Here is a 17,132-nt window from a genome sequence, read left to right as displayed (position 1 = left end):
CGCCGAGGATTGGTTTTAATGCTTGTTCCATTTTTGATTATGCTGCGCGAGGGCATTGAGGCCGCGCTGATTGTCGGCATTGTTGCGAGTTATTTGAAGCAGACTGGTCGCGATGCCTGGATGCCTGCGGTGTGGGTGGGCATTCTGCTTGCCGTTGCCCTGTCCCTGTTCGTGGGCGCGGGCCTGCAGATGGTCAGTGCGCAGTTTCCCCAGAAAGCCCAGGAATTTTTCGAAGCCCTTGTCGGCTTCATCGCGGTGATCGTGCTGTCGTCCATGGTCTTCTGGATGCGCAAGGCTGCCCGCTCCATCAAATCGGAACTGCACACATCCATCGACGATGCGCTCGCCCATTCCTCCGGGCAGGGAGCGGCGCTGGTTGCCATGGTCTTCTTTGCAGTGGCCCGCGAGGGACTTGAGTCCGTCTTCTTCCTCCTGGCCATTTTTCAGCAGAGCGCGAACTCCGATGCGCCGCTCGGTGCGCTTCTGGGCATCCTGGTCTCCATCGGTCTCGGCTACGGCATCTATGCCGGCGGTGTCCGTCTCAACCTGAAGCGGTTCTTCTACTGGACAGGCCTGTTCATCCTCGTGGTGGCCGCCGGCATCCTTGCCGGTTCGCTGCGGCACCTGCACGAAGCGGGCGTCTGGAACAGCCTGCAGACGGTGGTGTTCGATTTGAGCAACGTGCTGCCGGTCAGCAGCGCCTTCGGTACGCTGCTGTCAGGCATGTTCGGCTATCAGGATATGCCGACACTGGGTGAGATCATCGCCTATGTCGTGTTTCTCGCCGTAAGCCTGTTCTTCTTTCTGCGGCCTGCGCAGCGTCAAACCGCTGCCGCGGCATCCCGGCCAACCCACTGAAAGCGTCCCATGGTCCAGAATGCGAACCCGTCTGCTCCCCGCCCGCCGTCACAAGCGCTGATGAAGCTTGCCGTCATGGGCGCCGGCTTGCTTGTCGTTGCTGGCGGAGGCGCATTTTATTATGCCTCGACGAAGGTCAAGACCGGCGCTTCGGCTGGCGCGATCACGGTGACGATCAGTGAGGGAAAATGTGATCCGAATGCCCTGACCGTTCCGGCGGGGCGCACCACGTTCAATATCGTCAACAAGTCGGACCGGGCCCTTGAATGGGAAATTCTCGACGGCGTCATGGTGCTGGAAGAACGGGAGAATATTGTTCCGGGCTTTACCCAGACATTTACCGCCAAGCTCAATCCCGGCACGTATCAAATTACCTGCGGGCTGCTCAACAATCCGCGCGGTACCCTGACCGTAACGCCTTCGGCGGAGGCCGACGCGGCGGCTGCGCGCCCGGCGCTGGTGGCGTTCGTTGGTCCGCTGGCCGAATACCAGGTCTTTCTTGCCACGCAGACGAGTGCGCTTGTGAAGGGCGTGCAGGCGCTTGACGAGGCCATCAAGGCCGGTGATATCGACAAGGCGCGGGAGCTCTACCAGAAGGCCCGCCAGCCCTACATGCAGATCGAGCCCATGGCCGACCGCTTTGCCGATCTGCACAATGCGATCGATCCTGTCGCCGACTATCTGGAAAAGCGCGAGGCGGACGCCGGCTTTACCGGTTTTCACCGCATCGAGTACGGGCTTTATTCGGTCAAGAGCCTCGATGGCCTTGCGCCTGTCTCGGCAAAACTGCTGGCTGACGTTTCGGCGCTCAAGGATCGGGTACGGTCATTGCGCGTCCCGCCTGATCAGATTGCCGCCAGCGCTGCCCGCCTGATCGGTACCATTGCAGGCACGAGGATCGCCGCCGGCGAAAATCACTACGCGCGAACCGACCTTGCCGATTTTGAAGCCAATCTTGCCGGTGTATCGCGCATGATCGCGCTGATGAAGCCCGTGGTTGCACAGGGCTCTCCTGCGGTTGTCGCGGATATCGAAGCGCGCTTCGCTGCCGTGGACGCCGCGCTGAAATCGCTGCGCGGTGCGGATGGTTTCCCGGCCTATGACAGCGTAAGCGCGGACAAAAGGACGGCATTGGCCGCACAGATGCAGGCACTTGCCGATTCCATCGGCAAACTGAATGCCGCTGTCGGGCTGGAATAGGCCCCGGGGAAGCAATCATGACAAAGGACAAAGACAACAAGCCCTTCATGACCAGCCGCCGCGGCCTCCTTCTCGGAGCAGGCGCAGCTGGCAGTGTGCTCGCGGCCGGCATCACGACGTCTCAAGCTGCGAACAGCCACGGCGAACAGGTGACCGACGCTCCCGTGAGCGACAAGATGCTGGAGCAGCAGCCCTTCCACGGACAATATCAGTCCGGCATCGTGACACCGCGTCCGGCCGCCGGCATGGTGGCGTCGTTCCGGGTGCTGGCGAGCAAGCCGGAAGAGGTGGAGCGGCTGTTCAGAAGCCTCACCGAGCGGATTGCGTTCCTGATGAAGGGCGGCACGCCCCCTGCCCTCGACGACAAGCTGCCGCCTGCAGACAGCGGCATCCTCGGCCCGGTGGTCCTGCCCGACAATCTGACAATCACCGTTTCGCTTGGCGCATCGTTCTTCGAGCAGCGGGAGTGGCTTTCATCCCACAAGCCTGCCCGCCTGTCACGCATGAAGGCGTTCAAGAACGACGCGCTGGACCAGTCGCTGTGTCATGGCGACCTGTCGTTGCAGATATCGTCGAACACTCCCGACACCAATATTCACGCCCTGCGCGATATCCTGAAGAACCTGCCGGATCTGATGGTCCTGCGCTGGAAGCAGGAGGGGTCGGTTCCCGTCCTGCCGCGCAGCCCCGACGGGACGCACCAGAGTGCGCGCAACTTTCTCGGCTTTCGTGACGGATCGGCCAATCCCGATGCCGGCGACGCCGGTCTGATGCAGCGGATTGTCTGGGTTCAGGACAGTGGCGACGAACCGGCCTGGGCACGCAATGGCAGCTATCAGGCGGTCCGGATCATCCGTAATTTCGTCGAGCGGTGGGATCGTACGCCGCTTGGCGAGCAGGAGCGCATCATCGGGCGGCTCAAGCCCAGCGGTGCGCCCTTTGGCGGCCGCACCGAAACGGAAGTGCCCGATTATGCGAAAGACCCGGACGGTGCTGTCACGCCGCTCGATGCGCATATCCGGCTGGCAAATGACCGCAGCAAGGCCGCCGACGCGCATCTCATCCTGCGCCGCCCGTTCAATTATTCCAACGGCGTGAGCAAATCCGGTCAGCTCGAGCAGGGGCTGCTGTTCATTTGCTACCAGGCGGATCTGGAGAAGGGATTCATTGCCGTTCAGAACAAGCTGAATGGCGAGCCGCTGGAAGAATACATCAAGCCTATTGGCGGCGGTTTCTTCTTTACTCTGCCGGGCGTCACCGGCGCTGACGATTTTCTTGGCCGAACCCTCTTGGAAGCAGCCGGCCATACGCCAACAAACACCAAATCCTGAAGGAGCTAACCATGAAATTCAGAGCCTATCTTGCAGCAAGTATCGTCGCGATAGCTGCGGCTGCGGCCCCGCGCGCCGCCAATGCGGAGGTCTCGCCTCTCGATCTCGTCGGGCCCATTGCCGAGTACAAGATTTTCATCGGTGAAAACCTGGAGAAGCTGGTCAGCGAGACCAAGGCCTTTACCGATGCTGTTAAGGCCGGCGATCTCGAAAAGGCCAAGAAGCTCTATGCCCCGACCCGCATGAACTACGAAATCGTGGAGCCGGTGGCCGAACTTTTCAGCGATCTCGATGGCTCCATCGATTCGCGCGCCGATAATCACGAACTGAAGGAAAAAGACCCCGCATTCACCGGTTTCCATCGTCTTGAGTATGGCTTGTTCAGCCAGAACAGCACGGAAGGCCTGGCGGAGTTTGCCGACAAGCTCCAGGCCGATGTGGTCGAACTGCACAAGCGCATCACCGATCTGACCTTCCCGCCCGAGAAGGTCTTCGGCGGCGCGGCGACCTTGATGGAAGAAGTGGCGGCGACCAAGATTTCCGGCGAAGAAGACCGGTACAGCCATACGGACCTGTGGGATTTCAAGGCAAACTTCGATGGTTCGCGCAAGATTTTCGAGCTGGCACGTCCGCTGATCGAGAAGGGTGACGGCGCGTTCGTCACCAAGGTTGCGGGTAATTTCGATACGGTCGGCAAAACCCTGTCGAAGTACAAGACGGCTGAGGGCTACGAACTCTATGACAAGCTGACCGACGACGATCGCGCGGTGCTTGCAGCGGCCGTGAACACGCTGGCTGAAGACCTTTCGACCCTGCGCGGCAAGCTCGGACTGAACTGACCGCGTCACGGCGTTCAGATGGAAATTGGAAAACCCGGCTGGCAACGGCCGGGTTTTTTGTTGGCCAAGCCCCTGAACAGACAGCGTATTCTTTCCGTCATCGTTGCAATGCTAGGTTGAGTTCCGAGGTCACTTGCATCTCATTGATTTATCGAATATCGTAATTTCAGTAATTACTGAAATAACTGTTGTGTCGGGAATCTCTGATGAACCTTCCTCCTCTCGTTCAGTCCTTCGTGTTGCATTTCGGCGAAATGGGCAGCCGGTGGGGCATCAATCGCACCGTGGGGCAGATCTATGCCCTGCTCTATGTCACGCCCGAACCGTTGAATGCCGATCAGATTGTCGAATCGCTGGGCATTTCCAGATCCAATGTGTCGATGAGCCTGCGCGAGCTGCAGGCCTGGAATCTTGTCCTGCTGAAACACCTGCCGGATGACCGGCGGGACTTCTTCACGACCCCGGACGATGTCTGGCAGATTTTGCGCACGCTGGCGGAGGAACGAAAGAAGCGCGAGGTCGATCCGACACTCTCCGTCTTGCGTGAAATACTCATGCAGCAGCCGGCGAGCGATGCAGAGCGGCATGCCCAGGAACGCATGGCGGAAATGCATGGGCTTATCGAGCGCCTCACAACTTGGTACGATGACGTGAAGAAGCTCGAAACTGACCGCCTTGCCACTCTGTTGACGCTTGGCGCCAAGGTAACGCGATTGCTCGAGGCGAAAGACAAGATCGTCTCGCTCGGCCGCACCAAACGCAGTCCGGACAAGGCATAAATGTCATGTCAGTCGATGCACTCAGTTCCCCGATAGCTTTGCGGGCAGGAGATCCGGCCGCAAACGGCCAGGTGCGCGCAAAAACCAGTGAGCCGGATAATACAGGAGTGGAATCGTCCAGCCGTTTGCCTGGAGGGCGGTCCGCAGCCCTTGTGCAGGCTGTTGCCGCGCTCCTGTGGCTACCGCAGGCGGCCCTGCTCAGCATCGCTGTCGGCCGGATCGCTGCGGGCAACGGTTTGTCCGGTATCGTCTGGCTCGCCGCCGGCGTTCTTGCAATCGGCGTCGTGCGTGCATTCATCGACGCCGCGGGTAACCGGCTCGCTTTCCATGGTGCGCGCTCCACGCTTGCCGGACTGCGCCGGGACGCCGTTTTCGCCCTTGCACGTCGCTCGCCGCTTGATCCCGGCCGGATTGCCTCCGGGGAGGCTGCAAGTATCCTGGCCGAGCAGGCGGAAGCCGTGGTGCCTTACCTCGCGCGGTTTCGTCCGGCCCGGTTCAAGGCAACGCTGGTTCCGCTTGCAATCCTTGTCTGCGTTCTTTCCCTGTCCTGGGCTGTTGCCATCGTTCTGCTCCTTGCCGCGCCGCTCATTCCCGTGTTCATGGCGCTGATCGGCTGGCGCGCCAAGGCGGCGAGCGAGGCGCAATTGGTCGAAGTGGGCGGAATGAACGCGTTTCTGCTCGACCGGCTGCGCGGACTGGCGACAATTCGCGCGCTCGATGCGGTGGATGTGACAGCAAAGCGCCTGAGGGCCGATGCGGAGTCGTTGCGGTCGCGCACGATGGCGGTCCTGCGCATCGCCTTTCTGTCGTCGGCTGTCCTCGAGCTCTTTGCCGCGCTTGGCGTCGCCATGGTGGCGGTCTACGTAGGCTTTCATCTCCTCGGGCAACTCGACTTCGGAACCTGGAGCGGCAGGCTCTCCTTGAGCGAAGGGCTGTTCATTCTGCTGCTCGCTCCCGCTTTCTTTGAGCCGTTGCGCGAGCTTTCGGCGGTCTGGCATGACCGTGCTGCAGGCGAAGCTTCGCTGGAGGCGCTGCGGAAACTTGCCGTCAAGGGCATGGACCTGCCGCGTGACGGCGACAAGCCCCATGATGACCGGACTGCATTCCCCGGGCAGATCGGAATGCCCTCCGTTCATATGCGTGATGTCACGTTCCGTTATGCCGGGGACGGGCGGCCGGTTTTCGAACGGTTCAGCCTCGATATCGCTCCGGGTGAAAGCGTGGCCCTGCTTGGACCGAGCGGATCGGGAAAATCGACATTGCTGGCCCTGATTGCAGGCCTGGCGCCGTTGGACGGCGGCGACATAATGGTTGCCGGCAAATCCATGGCAGCAAATGCTGCGACACAGCGGCGGTGCATCGCCTGGGTCGGCCAGAAACCGCATATCTTTGCCGGGACTGTCGGCGCGAATGTCTCGCTGGGCCGGCCGGAGGTCGATGCGGATGCGGTGGCGGCGGCGCTGCACAATGCCGCCCTGGACACTGTCGCCAATGCCCGTGGAAAATCGTCCATCGGCGAAGGCGGTTCGGGTCTTTCCGGCGGCGAGGCGCTGCGTCTCGCCCTGGCGCGCGCTGCCGCAAATTTCGATGCGCACCTGATTCTTGCCGATGAGCCGACCGCACACCTCGATGATGAGACGGCAAATGATATTGCCGACAGATTGTTTGCGCTGGCGCGAGGCAAGACATTGGTCATCGCAACGCACGACCCGGCTCTTGCCGCACGGGCAGATCGCATCATCGATCTTCGGACCGCTTTCGCAAGGAGTGATGCGTGATGTCATTACGGCGCGATTTCCGGCCTGTGCTGCGGCTTTTCCTGGCAGAGCGGCGGTTCATGCTGCTGGCAGGTGCGCTTTTGGCGGCGGCGACGGTGCTTGCGGGCATTGCCCTGCTTGGCTTGTCGGGCTGGTTCATTACCGCCACGGCCATTGCCGGATTGTCGTCGGCAACGGCTTTCGCGTTCGATGTCTTCGCCCCGTCGGCAGGTATCCGTTTTCTGGCTCTTGCCCGTACCGCTGCGCGTTACGGCGAGCGTTTGACTACGCATGAGGCCACGCTCGGCGTTCTCGCCGGTCTGCGCGAGACGTTGTTTCGCGGATGGGCCAGACCCGAAGCCGCCCGTCTGCTGCTTCGCCGGCCGTCAAAGCTGCTGTTCCGGCTGACGGCCGACATTGACGCCCTGGATTCGCTCTATCTGCGGATTGTGGTGCCGGGCGCCGTCGCGCTGTGTTCCGCGGTGGCTGTGAGCGTGGTCTTCGGGCTGATGCATCCGCTGTTTGGCCTGGGCGTGGCCGCCTGGCTTTTGGCAACGGGGCTGGCGATACCCTTTCTGGCAGGGCGCTTTTCGCTGGATGCGGCGCGCCGCCGGGCCCATGCGATGGAAGCGCTTCGCTCGCGTGTGATCGACCTTGTCGCGGGGCAGACGGATCTCATCATGGCCAGCCGGGTGGCGGCGCAATGCGCTGCGATCCAATCCGCCGATGATCGTCTGGTGAATGCGGATGACAGGCTCAACCGCGTTGAAATGGCGGTCACCGCAGGTTTCGGAATCGCCTCCGCCGTGCTTCTCACGGGTACATTGCTGGCCGTTGCCATTCTTGCACAGGTGGGCCTGATCGGGGCGCCGGTTGCGGCCTTGGCCATTCTCATGGCTCTGGCAGCGCTCGAACCCTTTGCCGGGCTGCGGCGCGGTGCAGTTGAACTTGGCCGCACCATTCTTGCGGCGCGGCGCATCGGCGGCAATCTTGCCGCTGCGCCCTCGCCTCCCCTCGCCTCCCCTCCTCCCGATGGTCTGGCAGTAGTGCTTGAGAAAGTCACTGCCGTTCATCAGGGCGCAGCTCATCCTGCCCTCACGGATGTCTCGCTGTCATTGGCGAAGGGCGAGCGCGTTGCGCTGGTTGGCGCCAGCGGTGCGGGAAAATCGACATTGCTGGCCCTGATTGCCGGTGAATTGCAGCCTGTGAATGGCCATGCCGCCTATGTCCCTTCGGCGCGCCTGACGCAACGGACCGAGCTCTTTCAGGATAGTCTGCGCGAGAATCTCAGGCTTGCCGATCCAGACGCCGGGGATGACCGCCTTTGGCAGGTGCTTGTGATAGCCGGGCTGGCAAGCCATGTGGAAAAATTACCGACCCGGCTCGATACAAGGCTTGGCGAAGGCGGGTTGGGGCTTTCGGGCGGACAGTTGCGCCGTCTTGCATTGGCACGGCTGCTTCTGCGCAACGCGACGCTCTGGCTGCTGGACGAACCGACCGAAGGGCTGGACGGCGAGACAGCCCGGGATGTCCTGCAGCGGCTGAGGCATGAGATGACCGGTCACACGGTCCTTGTCGCCACACATATACGGCGGGAGGCTGAAATGGCCGATCGTCTCCTCATCATGAAACAGGGGCAGATCGTTGCCTCTTTACACCGCGGCGAACCAGAATTCGACGCCGCACTTGCAGCACTGCGGCCGGACTGAGGACGCAGTCTCAATCACTCGGCGTCCGCCCTTCGCGGCGCTGATCAACAGGGGGTCGGGCGTAAGCCCGGCATGAGCAGATGGAACTCGACATCGTAGCGCTTTCGCGCCTGCAATTTGCGATAACCGCGCTTTATCATTTTCTCTTCGTACCATTGACGCTTGGCCTCTCCGTATTGCTTGCAATCATGGAGACCGTCTACGTCATGACCGGCCGCGTCATATGGCGCCAGATGACCAAGTTCTGGGGCACATTGTTCGGTATCAATTTTGCGCTCGGTGTCGCCACCGGCATTGTCATGGAATTCCAGTTCGGTATGAACTGGAGTTATTACAGCCAGTATGTCGGCGATATCTTCGGCGCGCCGCTGGCCATTGAAGGCCTCATGGCATTCTTTCTGGAAGCGACCTTTGTCGGGTTGTTCTTCTTCGGCTGGGATAAATTGTCCAAAGTGGGACACCTCACTGCAACCTGGCTGGTTGCAATCGGCTCGAACTTCTCCGCCTTGTGGATATTGATCGCCAATGGCTGGATGCAAAATCCGGTGGGGTCAGCGTTCAATCCCCAGACGATGCGCATGGAAGTCACTGATTTCTTTGCGGTTTTGTTCAATCCGGTCGCCCAGGCGAAATTCGTTCACACGGTTTCCGCCGGTTACGTAACGGCTTCCATCTTTGTTCTGGGTGTTTCCGCCTGGTATGTGCTGAAGGGACGTCACACGGCGCTGGCCAAGCGGTCGATGACGGTGGCGGCATCGTTCGGACTGGCCGCGGCCCTTTCCGTCGTCGTGCTTGGCGATGAGAGCGGCTATCTCTCCACCGAACACCAGAAAATGAAACTCGCCTCTATTGAGGCGATGTGGGAGACCGAGCCTGCTCCGGCTGCCTTCACGGCATTCGGCTTTCCCGATCAGCAGAGCCGCGAAACCCATTATGCCGTTCGTATTCCCTGGGTGATGGGGCTCATCGGAACGCGGTCGCTGACCACGGAAATCCCCGGAATCGAGGATCTGGTCAAGCATGCGGAGGTGCGGATCAAACAGGGGCTCCTGGCTTACGACGCGCTGCAACAGATTCGCGCTGCCGGCAGCACCAATGCGATCGCACCGGACGTAAGGGCCAAGTTTGAAGACAACGGCGCCGATCTTGGTTACGCCCTGCTTCTCAAGCGCTATGTCGACGATCCGCGCCAGGCGACCGATGCCCAGATCGAAAAAGCGGCGCTGGATACGGTCCCGCACGTTCCAACACTCTTCTGGTCGTTCCGCATCATGGTCGGTCTCGGCATGTTCTTCATCCTGTTGACCGGGACGTTCTTCGTACTGTCGGTCCGGCGGCAACTCGATACATATCCGTGGCTGTTGCGCATTGCAGTCCTGGCGATCCCCCTCCCCTGGGTTGCAGCGGAGATGGGATGGATCGTTGCGGAATTCGGCCGCCAGCCCTGGATCATCGAGGGCGTCCTGCCAACGGCGGCAGCCGTTTCCAATCTGGGCGCGACGTCCCTGCTGATCACGATTGCCGGATTTGTGACGATCTACACAATCCTGTTCGTGATCGAGATGGGCCTGATGCTTCGTGCCATTCGCAAGGGACCGGAACTGGACAATGAGCCAGAAGCCGTCCTGATTTCCCCCCATATCGTACCGGCGGAGTAAACAATCATGATCCTACATCAATTTCTCGACTATGACACTTTAAGGTTGATCTGGTGGGTGCTGCTCGGCGTGTTGCTGATCGGATTTGCCGTCACCGACGGCTTTGACCTCGGCATCGGTACGTTGTTGCCCTTTGTGGCCCGCACCGACATGGAGCGCCGTATCGCCATCAACACGATCGGTCCAATCTGGGAAGGCAACCAGGTCTGGCTCATTCTTGGCGGCGGCGCGATATTTGCCGCCTGGCCGCCACTCTATGCGGTCTCCTTCTCCGGTTTTTATCTCGCCATGTTCGTTATCCTGGCGGCACTGATCATCCGGCCTGTCGCGTTCAAATATCGGTCGAAGCGCGAGAGCGCCACCTGGCGGGCTGCCTGGGACTGGGCCCTGTTCGTCGGCGGCTTCGTACCGTCACTCATCTTCGGCGTGGCGCTCGGCAACGTGCTGCAGGGTGTTCCTTTCCGTTTTGACGGCGATCTGCGCATTTTCTATGAAGGGTCGTTCTTTGGGCTGCTGAACCCGTTCGCGCTTCTCTGCGGGCTTCTTTCGGTCGCCATGCTGGTCATGCACGGCAGTGCGTGGCTGCAATTGAAGACGACGGGGATCATCGCCGAGCGCGCCCGCAGATTTGGCGGGATCGCGGCACCGCTCACCGTGCTTCTGTTTGCCGCCGCGGGACTTATCCTTTGGACCGGTTTGGACGGGTATCGCATTTCCAGCGTCGTCGATCCAACGGGGCCATCCAATCCGCTGCTGAAGACTGTCGTATCGGACAAGAACGCCTGGTTTGCCAATTTCAGCACACATGCATGGATGCTGGTTGCCCCCCTCCTCGGCTTCCTGGGCGCTCTTGTTGCCATGCTGGGTTTCCGTCTCAAGCGGGAAATCACCACCATCCTGGCAAGCGCACTGTCGATTTTCGGCATTATTTCGACCGTAGGCCTGTCGATGTTTCCCTTCATCCTGCCATCGTCGCTTGATCCGCGGTCGAGCCTGACAGTCTGGGATGCGTCGTCAAGCCACCTGACCCTGTTCATCATGCTGGTGGTGACGGTCATTTTCGTGCCGCTGATCGTCCTCTACACAAGCTGGGTGTACCACGTGCTGTGGGGGAAAGTGGATGACAAGACAATCACCAACAAGAGCGGTCACGCGTACTAGGACGAAGAAGGAGTAGAAGAATGTGGTATTTTGCCTGGCTGCTCGGATTGCCGTTTGCTGCTGCTTTCGCCGTTCTCAATGCCATGTGGTATGAACTGGTCGAGGACGATGCCAGCCGCAAGGCGGGCGGCAAGAAATAGCAACGGATATCTGTTTTGAACTTGATTGGTCGGATGATTTATCGCCGGCGTGCCGGGCGGCAAATGTGTCTCATTTGCCGCCCGGTATTTGACTGCAGACCAGGCTTTCCCTTGCCTCTTGAAATAATACAACTAAAAAGTGCACATCAATATCAACCTATACGTGTGCTTGCCTATTGATATCTTCCCTTAAACCAGCCATACGATTGAGCGACAAGACCAAGCGTTTGTCAGAAAACGCGGACTTCAGAGGGGACGAAGGACAGTCTTGCCGGTAGCGCCTCAGCTGCTGGCGGGAACTATTGCGATAGGATAGTATTGATTGACTTCATTTCGTCCGGCCCGTTTTGGAAGACGTCCCGCCCTGCCACAGTCCAGCTCCACCGAATTACCCCCAAATGCCCCGCGAAACAATGCAGGCGCCAGCTTGTATCGAAAGCTGTGGATTGCCGTCGGCATGGCGGTGGCCTGCACTGCCATTCTCGCAGCGAGCGTTATAGCGCCATCCTATGGGGATTATCGGCTCGCACGACTTAACCTCGATCGGGTTGAGCGCTTTCGTCTGGTTCTGGACGCCGCCAATCGCCTGTCGGCGGAACGCGGCCCGTCGAACACGGTCATGGGGAGCGCCGATCCTCTGACACCTGACGTAACCCAGCGGCTGATCCAGTTTCGGGCGGCCAGCGATGCGGCTCTTGCCGCAGTGGCAGATCCACAAACACCTGATTCCGGAACCCCAAACCACCCCATCCCTCTCCGGCTGCTTGAACAGACAGGCGTTGATCTCAAACGCGCCAGAATGGATGTCGATCGGGTCGCTGCGATGCCATTTGACCAGCGCACTACAAACGACGTCCAGCAGGCGATTGAAGGCATGTTTGCCGTGGTTGACGATTTCCAGTCGATCGTGGCCTGGAATGTCAATGAGCTTGTCGGGTCCGATGATGCCATCGCGGCATCCGTGATGACAGGCCACATGCTGAGCGATCTCCGCGAATATGGCGGTCGCATCGCGTCCCAGATCATGGCACCGATCGCGACGCATCGTCCCCTGGAGCGCAAGCACCTGATTGACAGCAGCCGGACGCGCGGGCGGCTCAATGAGCTCTGGCGCCTGATTGGCGTGCAGGATGCCCTCTTCCGCAGCGATGCCCGTCTTGCCGGCAAGCGCGAGGAAATCGAGCGTGTGTTTTTCGGCGAGGGTCTGGGCATGGTCGATGCTCTTGTCGCGGAAGGTCGGGTCTCCGGGCAATATTCCATGACGGCTGAGCAGTTCACGGACCGCTTTGTCAAAACGCTTCAACCGCTGGAGAGCCTGCGCAGCGAGTTTTTGAACGTCAAGATCGACGAACTCATGCACACGCGTGATCGTGCCTTAAGCACCTTGATCATGGTTGTCGCCATAACATCGGCGATACTGGCCATTCTTGCGAGCCTTGTTCATATGGTGCACCGGTCCGTGCTGTCACCGCTCCTGCAGGCGCGCGAAGAGGTCATCGGCCTTGCCCACGACGTGCCGGTCAAACTTGGCGACAGGCAGCATTATGCCGGGGAAATGCGCCGGCTTTTCGATGCGCTGCAGGTTTTGCGCGGCAAGCTGCATGAGCGGGCAATCTTGACGGATAAATTGAAGGAGCAGGCCGAAACCGACGGCTTGACCGGTCTCTTCAACCGACGCACGCTCGACCTGATCGGTCAGAGCGCAGCCAAAAAGAATGAGCAGCCAGAGACGGCCTGCCTTATTCTTCTGGACATCGATTACTTCAAGCTCGTCAACGATACCTATGGCCATCAGGCCGGAGACCATGTGCTCAAGGACGTATCGGCCCTCTTGCAGTCGATGGTCCGGTCGGCGGATGTCATCGCCCGGTTCGGCGGCGAGGAGTTTGCCATTCTCTCGACGGGTGACCAGCTTGCCGACGTCGTCATGCGCGCACGCCGCATCCGGCTCGCCCTGCAGCGGCATGAGATTCGGCTGGCAGACGGTGTTTGTCTGAATATGACCGCAAGTTTCGGCGTCGCCAGCGGCGTGTTGGGCTCTGCCGGATGGCCGAAACTCATCAAGGCGGCGGATGTCGCGCTGTACCGCGCCAAATCGGAGGGCAGGAACCGCGTTCGATTCGCCGCCGATGACCAGACCGACGCTGAAAACGCGTGATTCCGGGCGCGCCTGCTGATAAATCATCGGATAAGTCAGGTGGGCTCCAATGGTGAAGCGGCGCCCGGCTGAAGGATGAATTGTCCTGGTCGTGTCAGTTTTCCGGTTCAAAGGCGTATTTACTGCAGTAAATTCTCGTGTTTTTGTAAGCAAAACAGGGTGTTAATCGCGTTTTGATGCGGGGTGCTCCGGCACCGCGGGATATGCATCGGGATTCAAAGCTCCGCATGTGTTGGATGACAAAACTGTTGTTAAGTTTCTGTTAACCTAAAATTTCTTGATGGTTTGTTCGAATCGGAGCTTAATGGCGCTTCTCAGAAGATTTGCTTTGAAAAAGCGCTATTAGAGGTTTTGTCTCCGATGAATTTCGCTCTACCTCTGCCCAAGTTTGAGTTTGATGACAAGATCCTCGACCAGGGTGCAGAGATATCACGCCGCTTGAATCAGCTTCGCATGGAAAAGTTTCCGCCGAATGCCAAGAAGACATTGCGGCAGTTCTCCATGGCGGAAGTGGCGCACTATCTTGGTGTGACGCAGAATAATCTCAAGCGGCTGCACCTGGAAGGCAAGGGGCCCGTGCCGGCGCAGGCAGCATCCGGGCGGCGTTCCTATACGGCGGAGCAGATGCTGGAGCTGCGCCATTATCTCGACCGCAACGGCCGGACCGAGGTTAAAAAATATGTGCCGCACCGCAAGCCCGGCGACAAGCTGCAGGTGATCGCTGTCGTCAATTTCAAGGGCGGTTCCGGCAAGACCACGACGTCGGCGCATCTCGCGCAGTATCTGGCGCTGACGGGCCACCGGGTTCTGGCGATCGATCTTGATCCGCAGGCTTCCCTTTCCGCCCTGCACGGTTTCCAGCCTGAACTGGACCGGAATCTGTCGCTGTACGAGTCCATCCGCTATGACGATCAGCGCAAGCCGATTGCCGATGTGATCCTGCCGACCAACTTCCCCGGGCTCGATATCATTCCGGCCAATCTCGAACTGCAGGAGTATGAGTACGATACCCCGCTGGCGATGCAAGACAAGGCATCGCGCGAAGGCCGGCAGTTCTTCACCCGTATCGCCAGCGCGCTGGAGAGTGTCGATGACCGCTATGACGTGGTTGTCGTCGATTGCCCGCCGCAACTCGGCTATCTCACGTTGACGGCAATGTCGGCTGCCACGGCTGTTCTGATCACCGTGCATCCCCAGATGCTGGATCTGATGTCCATGTCGCAGTTCCTGCTCATGCTGGGCGGTATCCTGAAGACCGTGAAACAGGCGGGAGCGAAAGTGGAACTCGATTGGTTCCGCTACCTGATTACCCGCTATGAACCGACAGATATTCCGCAGGCGCAGATGGTGGGCTTCATGCAGTCCATGCTGGCTGAAGAGATATTGGCCAATGCCATGCTGAAATCCACGGCGGTATCGGATGCCGGCCTGACCAAGCAGACGCTCTACGAGGTGGAGAAGAACAGTTTCACGCGCTCCACCTATGAGCGGGCGATCGAGTCACTTGATGCTGTCAATGCCGAGATCGCCTCGCTCGTGCACCGCGCGTGGGGCCGATGACATGAACTTACGATTTACTGCCGTAAAAACATTGATTTTCGCAAGAAAAATCAACCGCATGACTGGGAATGGACTAAATTAGATGGCCCGGAAGGATATTTTCAGCAGCGTGATGAACGCAGCGCCAGCGCAGACGGAACGCAACGACGCTTTGTCCTATGTGGTGACTGGCGCATCGCGCTCCATCAAGAGCTCGTTCGAGGAACTGGCCAAGGGCAGTGTCGTGGAACTTGATCCGGAACTGATCGACGGTTCGTTTGTCACCGATCGCATCGATGATGACGATCAGGCCTTTCAGGAGCTGCTGGCTGCCATTGCGGAGAGGGGGCAGGATTCGCCCATTCTCGTTCGCCCGCACCCCTCTGTATCGGGTCGCTATCAGATCGTTTTCGGCCATCGCCGGGTTAAGGTTGCACGGCATCTCGGCAAGCTCGTGCGTGCCGTGGTCAAGCCGATGGCGGATCAGGATCACGTCATCGCGCAGGGGCAGGAAAACGCGGCGCGGCAAAACCTCTCCTTTATCGAGCGGACGCTGTTTGCAAAGCGGCTGGGCGATCTTGGCTATGATCACGCCGTCATCAAATCGGCGCTAGCGCTTGATCCGACGACTTTTTCCAAGATGCAGTCGGTTTCGTCGCACATTCCAGAAACTATCGTTCTTGCCATCGGTTCGGCCAAGGCAACGGGGCGGGATCGCTGGTGGCAGCTTTCCAAATTTCTGGAACAGCCGGGAAATCAGGCCAAGGCGGCCGAGTTCATTCGCTCTCCGGATTTTGCTGTCGAGAACAGCGATGACCGGTTTGCGCGCCTGTTCGATAGCCTGAACAACGCAAAGCGGCCGACGCCGAAAGCTAGCGCTTCCAGGACGAAAACCTGGGCGGCAAAGGATAAATCGCTTAACGCAGAGATCAAAGATACGGGAAAGAGCTTTACACTGGCGTTGAAGGCCAGAAATGCTTCTCGTTTCGGTGCATATATTGCCGATAACCTTGACGAACTCTATCGAGCCTTCAGGGAATCGGAAACAGTAGGAAAAACAGGAGATTAACCGCACAAGAAAAAAGCCCACCTAAACATCTCTGTCTTGGAAGGCTTCTCTCATATCTCTAGCAGGATCGAGAATCGCATTTCCGGGAATCAGTGTCAAGACATTTTGGCGTCGTTTGGGCGGATGGATTTCTTTTGCCTATTGAAAGGTAGAAGACGATGCAGTCGGGGAATGCATTCACGACGCCCTTCGGGCGGCGATCGCTGTCGCTTGGCATGCTGGCAACGCAGGCGCAGGCCAGCGACGTCGATCCCGAGGCTTCGGTCGACAAATGGAAGCTGTTTCGCTCCTTATGCGAGGCGCGGGCGCTGATCGGGATTTCCGACCGGGCGCTGGTGGTTTTGAACGCGCTGCTGACGTTCTATCCGCAGAACGCGCTCAGCGAGGCGGGCGGGCTGGTGGTGTTTCCGTCCAATGTGCAACTGTCGCTGCGCGCGCACGGCATGGCGCCGGCAACGCTGCGCCGGCATTTGAGCGCGCTGGTGGAAACCGGCCTGATTTTCCGCAAGGACAGCCCCAACGGCAAGCGTTATGCGCGCAAAGCCCGGGCAGGGGTGACGGAGGCAGGGGAGGGCGGCGAGGCCTTTGGCTTCTCGCTGGCACCATTGGTGGTGCGGGCGCAGGAGTTCGACACCATGGCGCAGACGGTGCGGGCCGAGCGGCTGCAGCTGAAGCTGATGAAGGAGAAGGTGACGCTGTTGCGCCGCGACATCGTCAAGCTGATTGAGCTGGGCTTTGAGGAAATGCCAGACATCGACTGGAACGGCCACCACACGGCGTTTCGCGCTGTGCTTGATGATATTCCCCGCCAGGCGACGATCCGCGATCTGGAGCCGATTGTCGACGGTCTGGAATGCATCCAGCTGGAGATCTCCAAGTTGTTGCAGGATAAGCTGAATTTGACACAAACAAGCGCCAAAGAGTCTCATTCTGA

At 59.5% G+C, this 17,132-nt stretch carries 14 protein-coding genes; all 14 read left to right on the top strand.

Annotated elements, in window-relative coordinates; translation table 11 throughout:
• Positions 1-18 precede the first annotated feature (18 nt).
• Positions 19-858, top strand: coding sequence for an iron uptake transporter permease EfeU (gene efeU / locus ACP7B1_RS14265; RefSeq protein ID WP_346305411.1), 840 nt, complete (start codon positions 19-21; stop codon positions 856-858).
• A 9-nt stretch (positions 859-867) separates the two neighbouring features.
• Complete coding sequence (gene efeO, locus ACP7B1_RS14260; protein ID WP_346305410.1) at positions 868-2,058, top strand: iron uptake system protein EfeO; 1,191 nt, start codon at positions 868-870, stop codon at positions 2,056-2,058.
• A 17-nt stretch (positions 2,059-2,075) separates the two neighbouring features.
• A complete protein-coding gene (gene efeB, locus ACP7B1_RS14255; protein ID WP_346305409.1) occupies positions 2,076-3,389 on the top strand; it encodes an iron uptake transporter deferrochelatase/peroxidase subunit in 1,314 nt (437 codons plus the stop codon).
• 11 nt (positions 3,390-3,400) lie between these two features.
• The gene (efeO, locus tag ACP7B1_RS14250) at positions 3,401-4,228 is read left to right on the top strand and encodes an iron uptake system protein EfeO (RefSeq protein ID WP_346305408.1); all 828 of its coding nucleotides are present in this window, start codon (positions 3,401-3,403) and stop codon (positions 4,226-4,228) included.
• 206 nt (positions 4,229-4,434) lie between these two features.
• Positions 4,435-5,007, top strand: a complete 573-nt coding sequence (locus tag ACP7B1_RS14245; RefSeq protein ID WP_223615878.1) for a GbsR/MarR family transcriptional regulator — start codon at positions 4,435-4,437, stop codon at positions 5,005-5,007.
• 5 nt (positions 5,008-5,012) lie between these two features.
• A complete protein-coding gene (gene cydD, locus ACP7B1_RS14240; RefSeq protein ID WP_346305407.1) occupies positions 5,013-6,785 on the top strand; it encodes a thiol reductant ABC exporter subunit CydD in 1,773 nt (590 codons plus the stop codon).
• Positions 6,782-8,473, top strand: a complete 1,692-nt coding sequence (locus tag ACP7B1_RS14235) for an amino acid ABC transporter ATP-binding/permease protein (RefSeq protein ID WP_426137047.1) — start codon at positions 6,782-6,784, stop codon at positions 8,471-8,473. The genes cydD and ACP7B1_RS14235 overlap by 4 nt, the downstream gene beginning before the upstream one ends.
• Positions 8,474-8,553: 80 nt before the next feature.
• Positions 8,554-10,131, top strand: a complete 1,578-nt coding sequence (locus ACP7B1_RS14230; protein ID WP_223615876.1) for a cytochrome ubiquinol oxidase subunit I — start codon at positions 8,554-8,556, stop codon at positions 10,129-10,131.
• A gap of 6 nt (positions 10,132-10,137) precedes the next feature.
• Positions 10,138-11,292, top strand: a complete 1,155-nt coding sequence (cydB, locus tag ACP7B1_RS14225) for a cytochrome d ubiquinol oxidase subunit II (protein ID WP_346305406.1) — start codon at positions 10,138-10,140, stop codon at positions 11,290-11,292.
• Positions 11,293-11,312: 20 nt separating this feature from the next.
• Positions 11,313-11,432: a cytochrome bd-I oxidase subunit CydX gene (cydX, locus tag ACP7B1_RS14220; RefSeq protein WP_105735051.1), complete on the top strand. Its 120-nt coding sequence runs from the start codon at positions 11,313-11,315 to the stop codon at positions 11,430-11,432.
• Between the two features lie 427 nt (positions 11,433-11,859).
• Positions 11,860-13,590, top strand: coding sequence for a GGDEF domain-containing protein (locus ACP7B1_RS14215; protein ID WP_346305405.1), 1,731 nt, complete (start codon positions 11,860-11,862; stop codon positions 13,588-13,590).
• Between the two features lie 360 nt (positions 13,591-13,950).
• The gene (gene repA, locus ACP7B1_RS14210; RefSeq protein ID WP_105735049.1) at positions 13,951-15,150 is read left to right on the top strand and encodes a plasmid partitioning protein RepA; all 1,200 of its coding nucleotides are present in this window, start codon (positions 13,951-13,953) and stop codon (positions 15,148-15,150) included.
• Positions 15,151-15,232: 82 nt separating this feature from the next.
• A complete protein-coding gene (repB, locus tag ACP7B1_RS14205) occupies positions 15,233-16,198 on the top strand; it encodes a plasmid partitioning protein RepB (protein WP_346305403.1) in 966 nt (321 codons plus the stop codon).
• Between the two features lie 215 nt (positions 16,199-16,413).
• Positions 16,414-17,132 (top strand): plasmid replication protein RepC (gene repC / locus ACP7B1_RS14200; protein WP_426137046.1); only part of this gene is annotated, 719 nt, incomplete at its 3' end.

Source organism: Phyllobacterium sp. SL163 (assembly GCF_049896885.1).
Taxonomy (GTDB): domain Bacteria; phylum Pseudomonadota; class Alphaproteobacteria; order Rhizobiales; family Rhizobiaceae; genus Phyllobacterium; species Phyllobacterium calauticae.
Note: the sequence above shows the minus strand (reverse complement) of the source record. Positions and strands in the feature narration are given on the sequence as shown.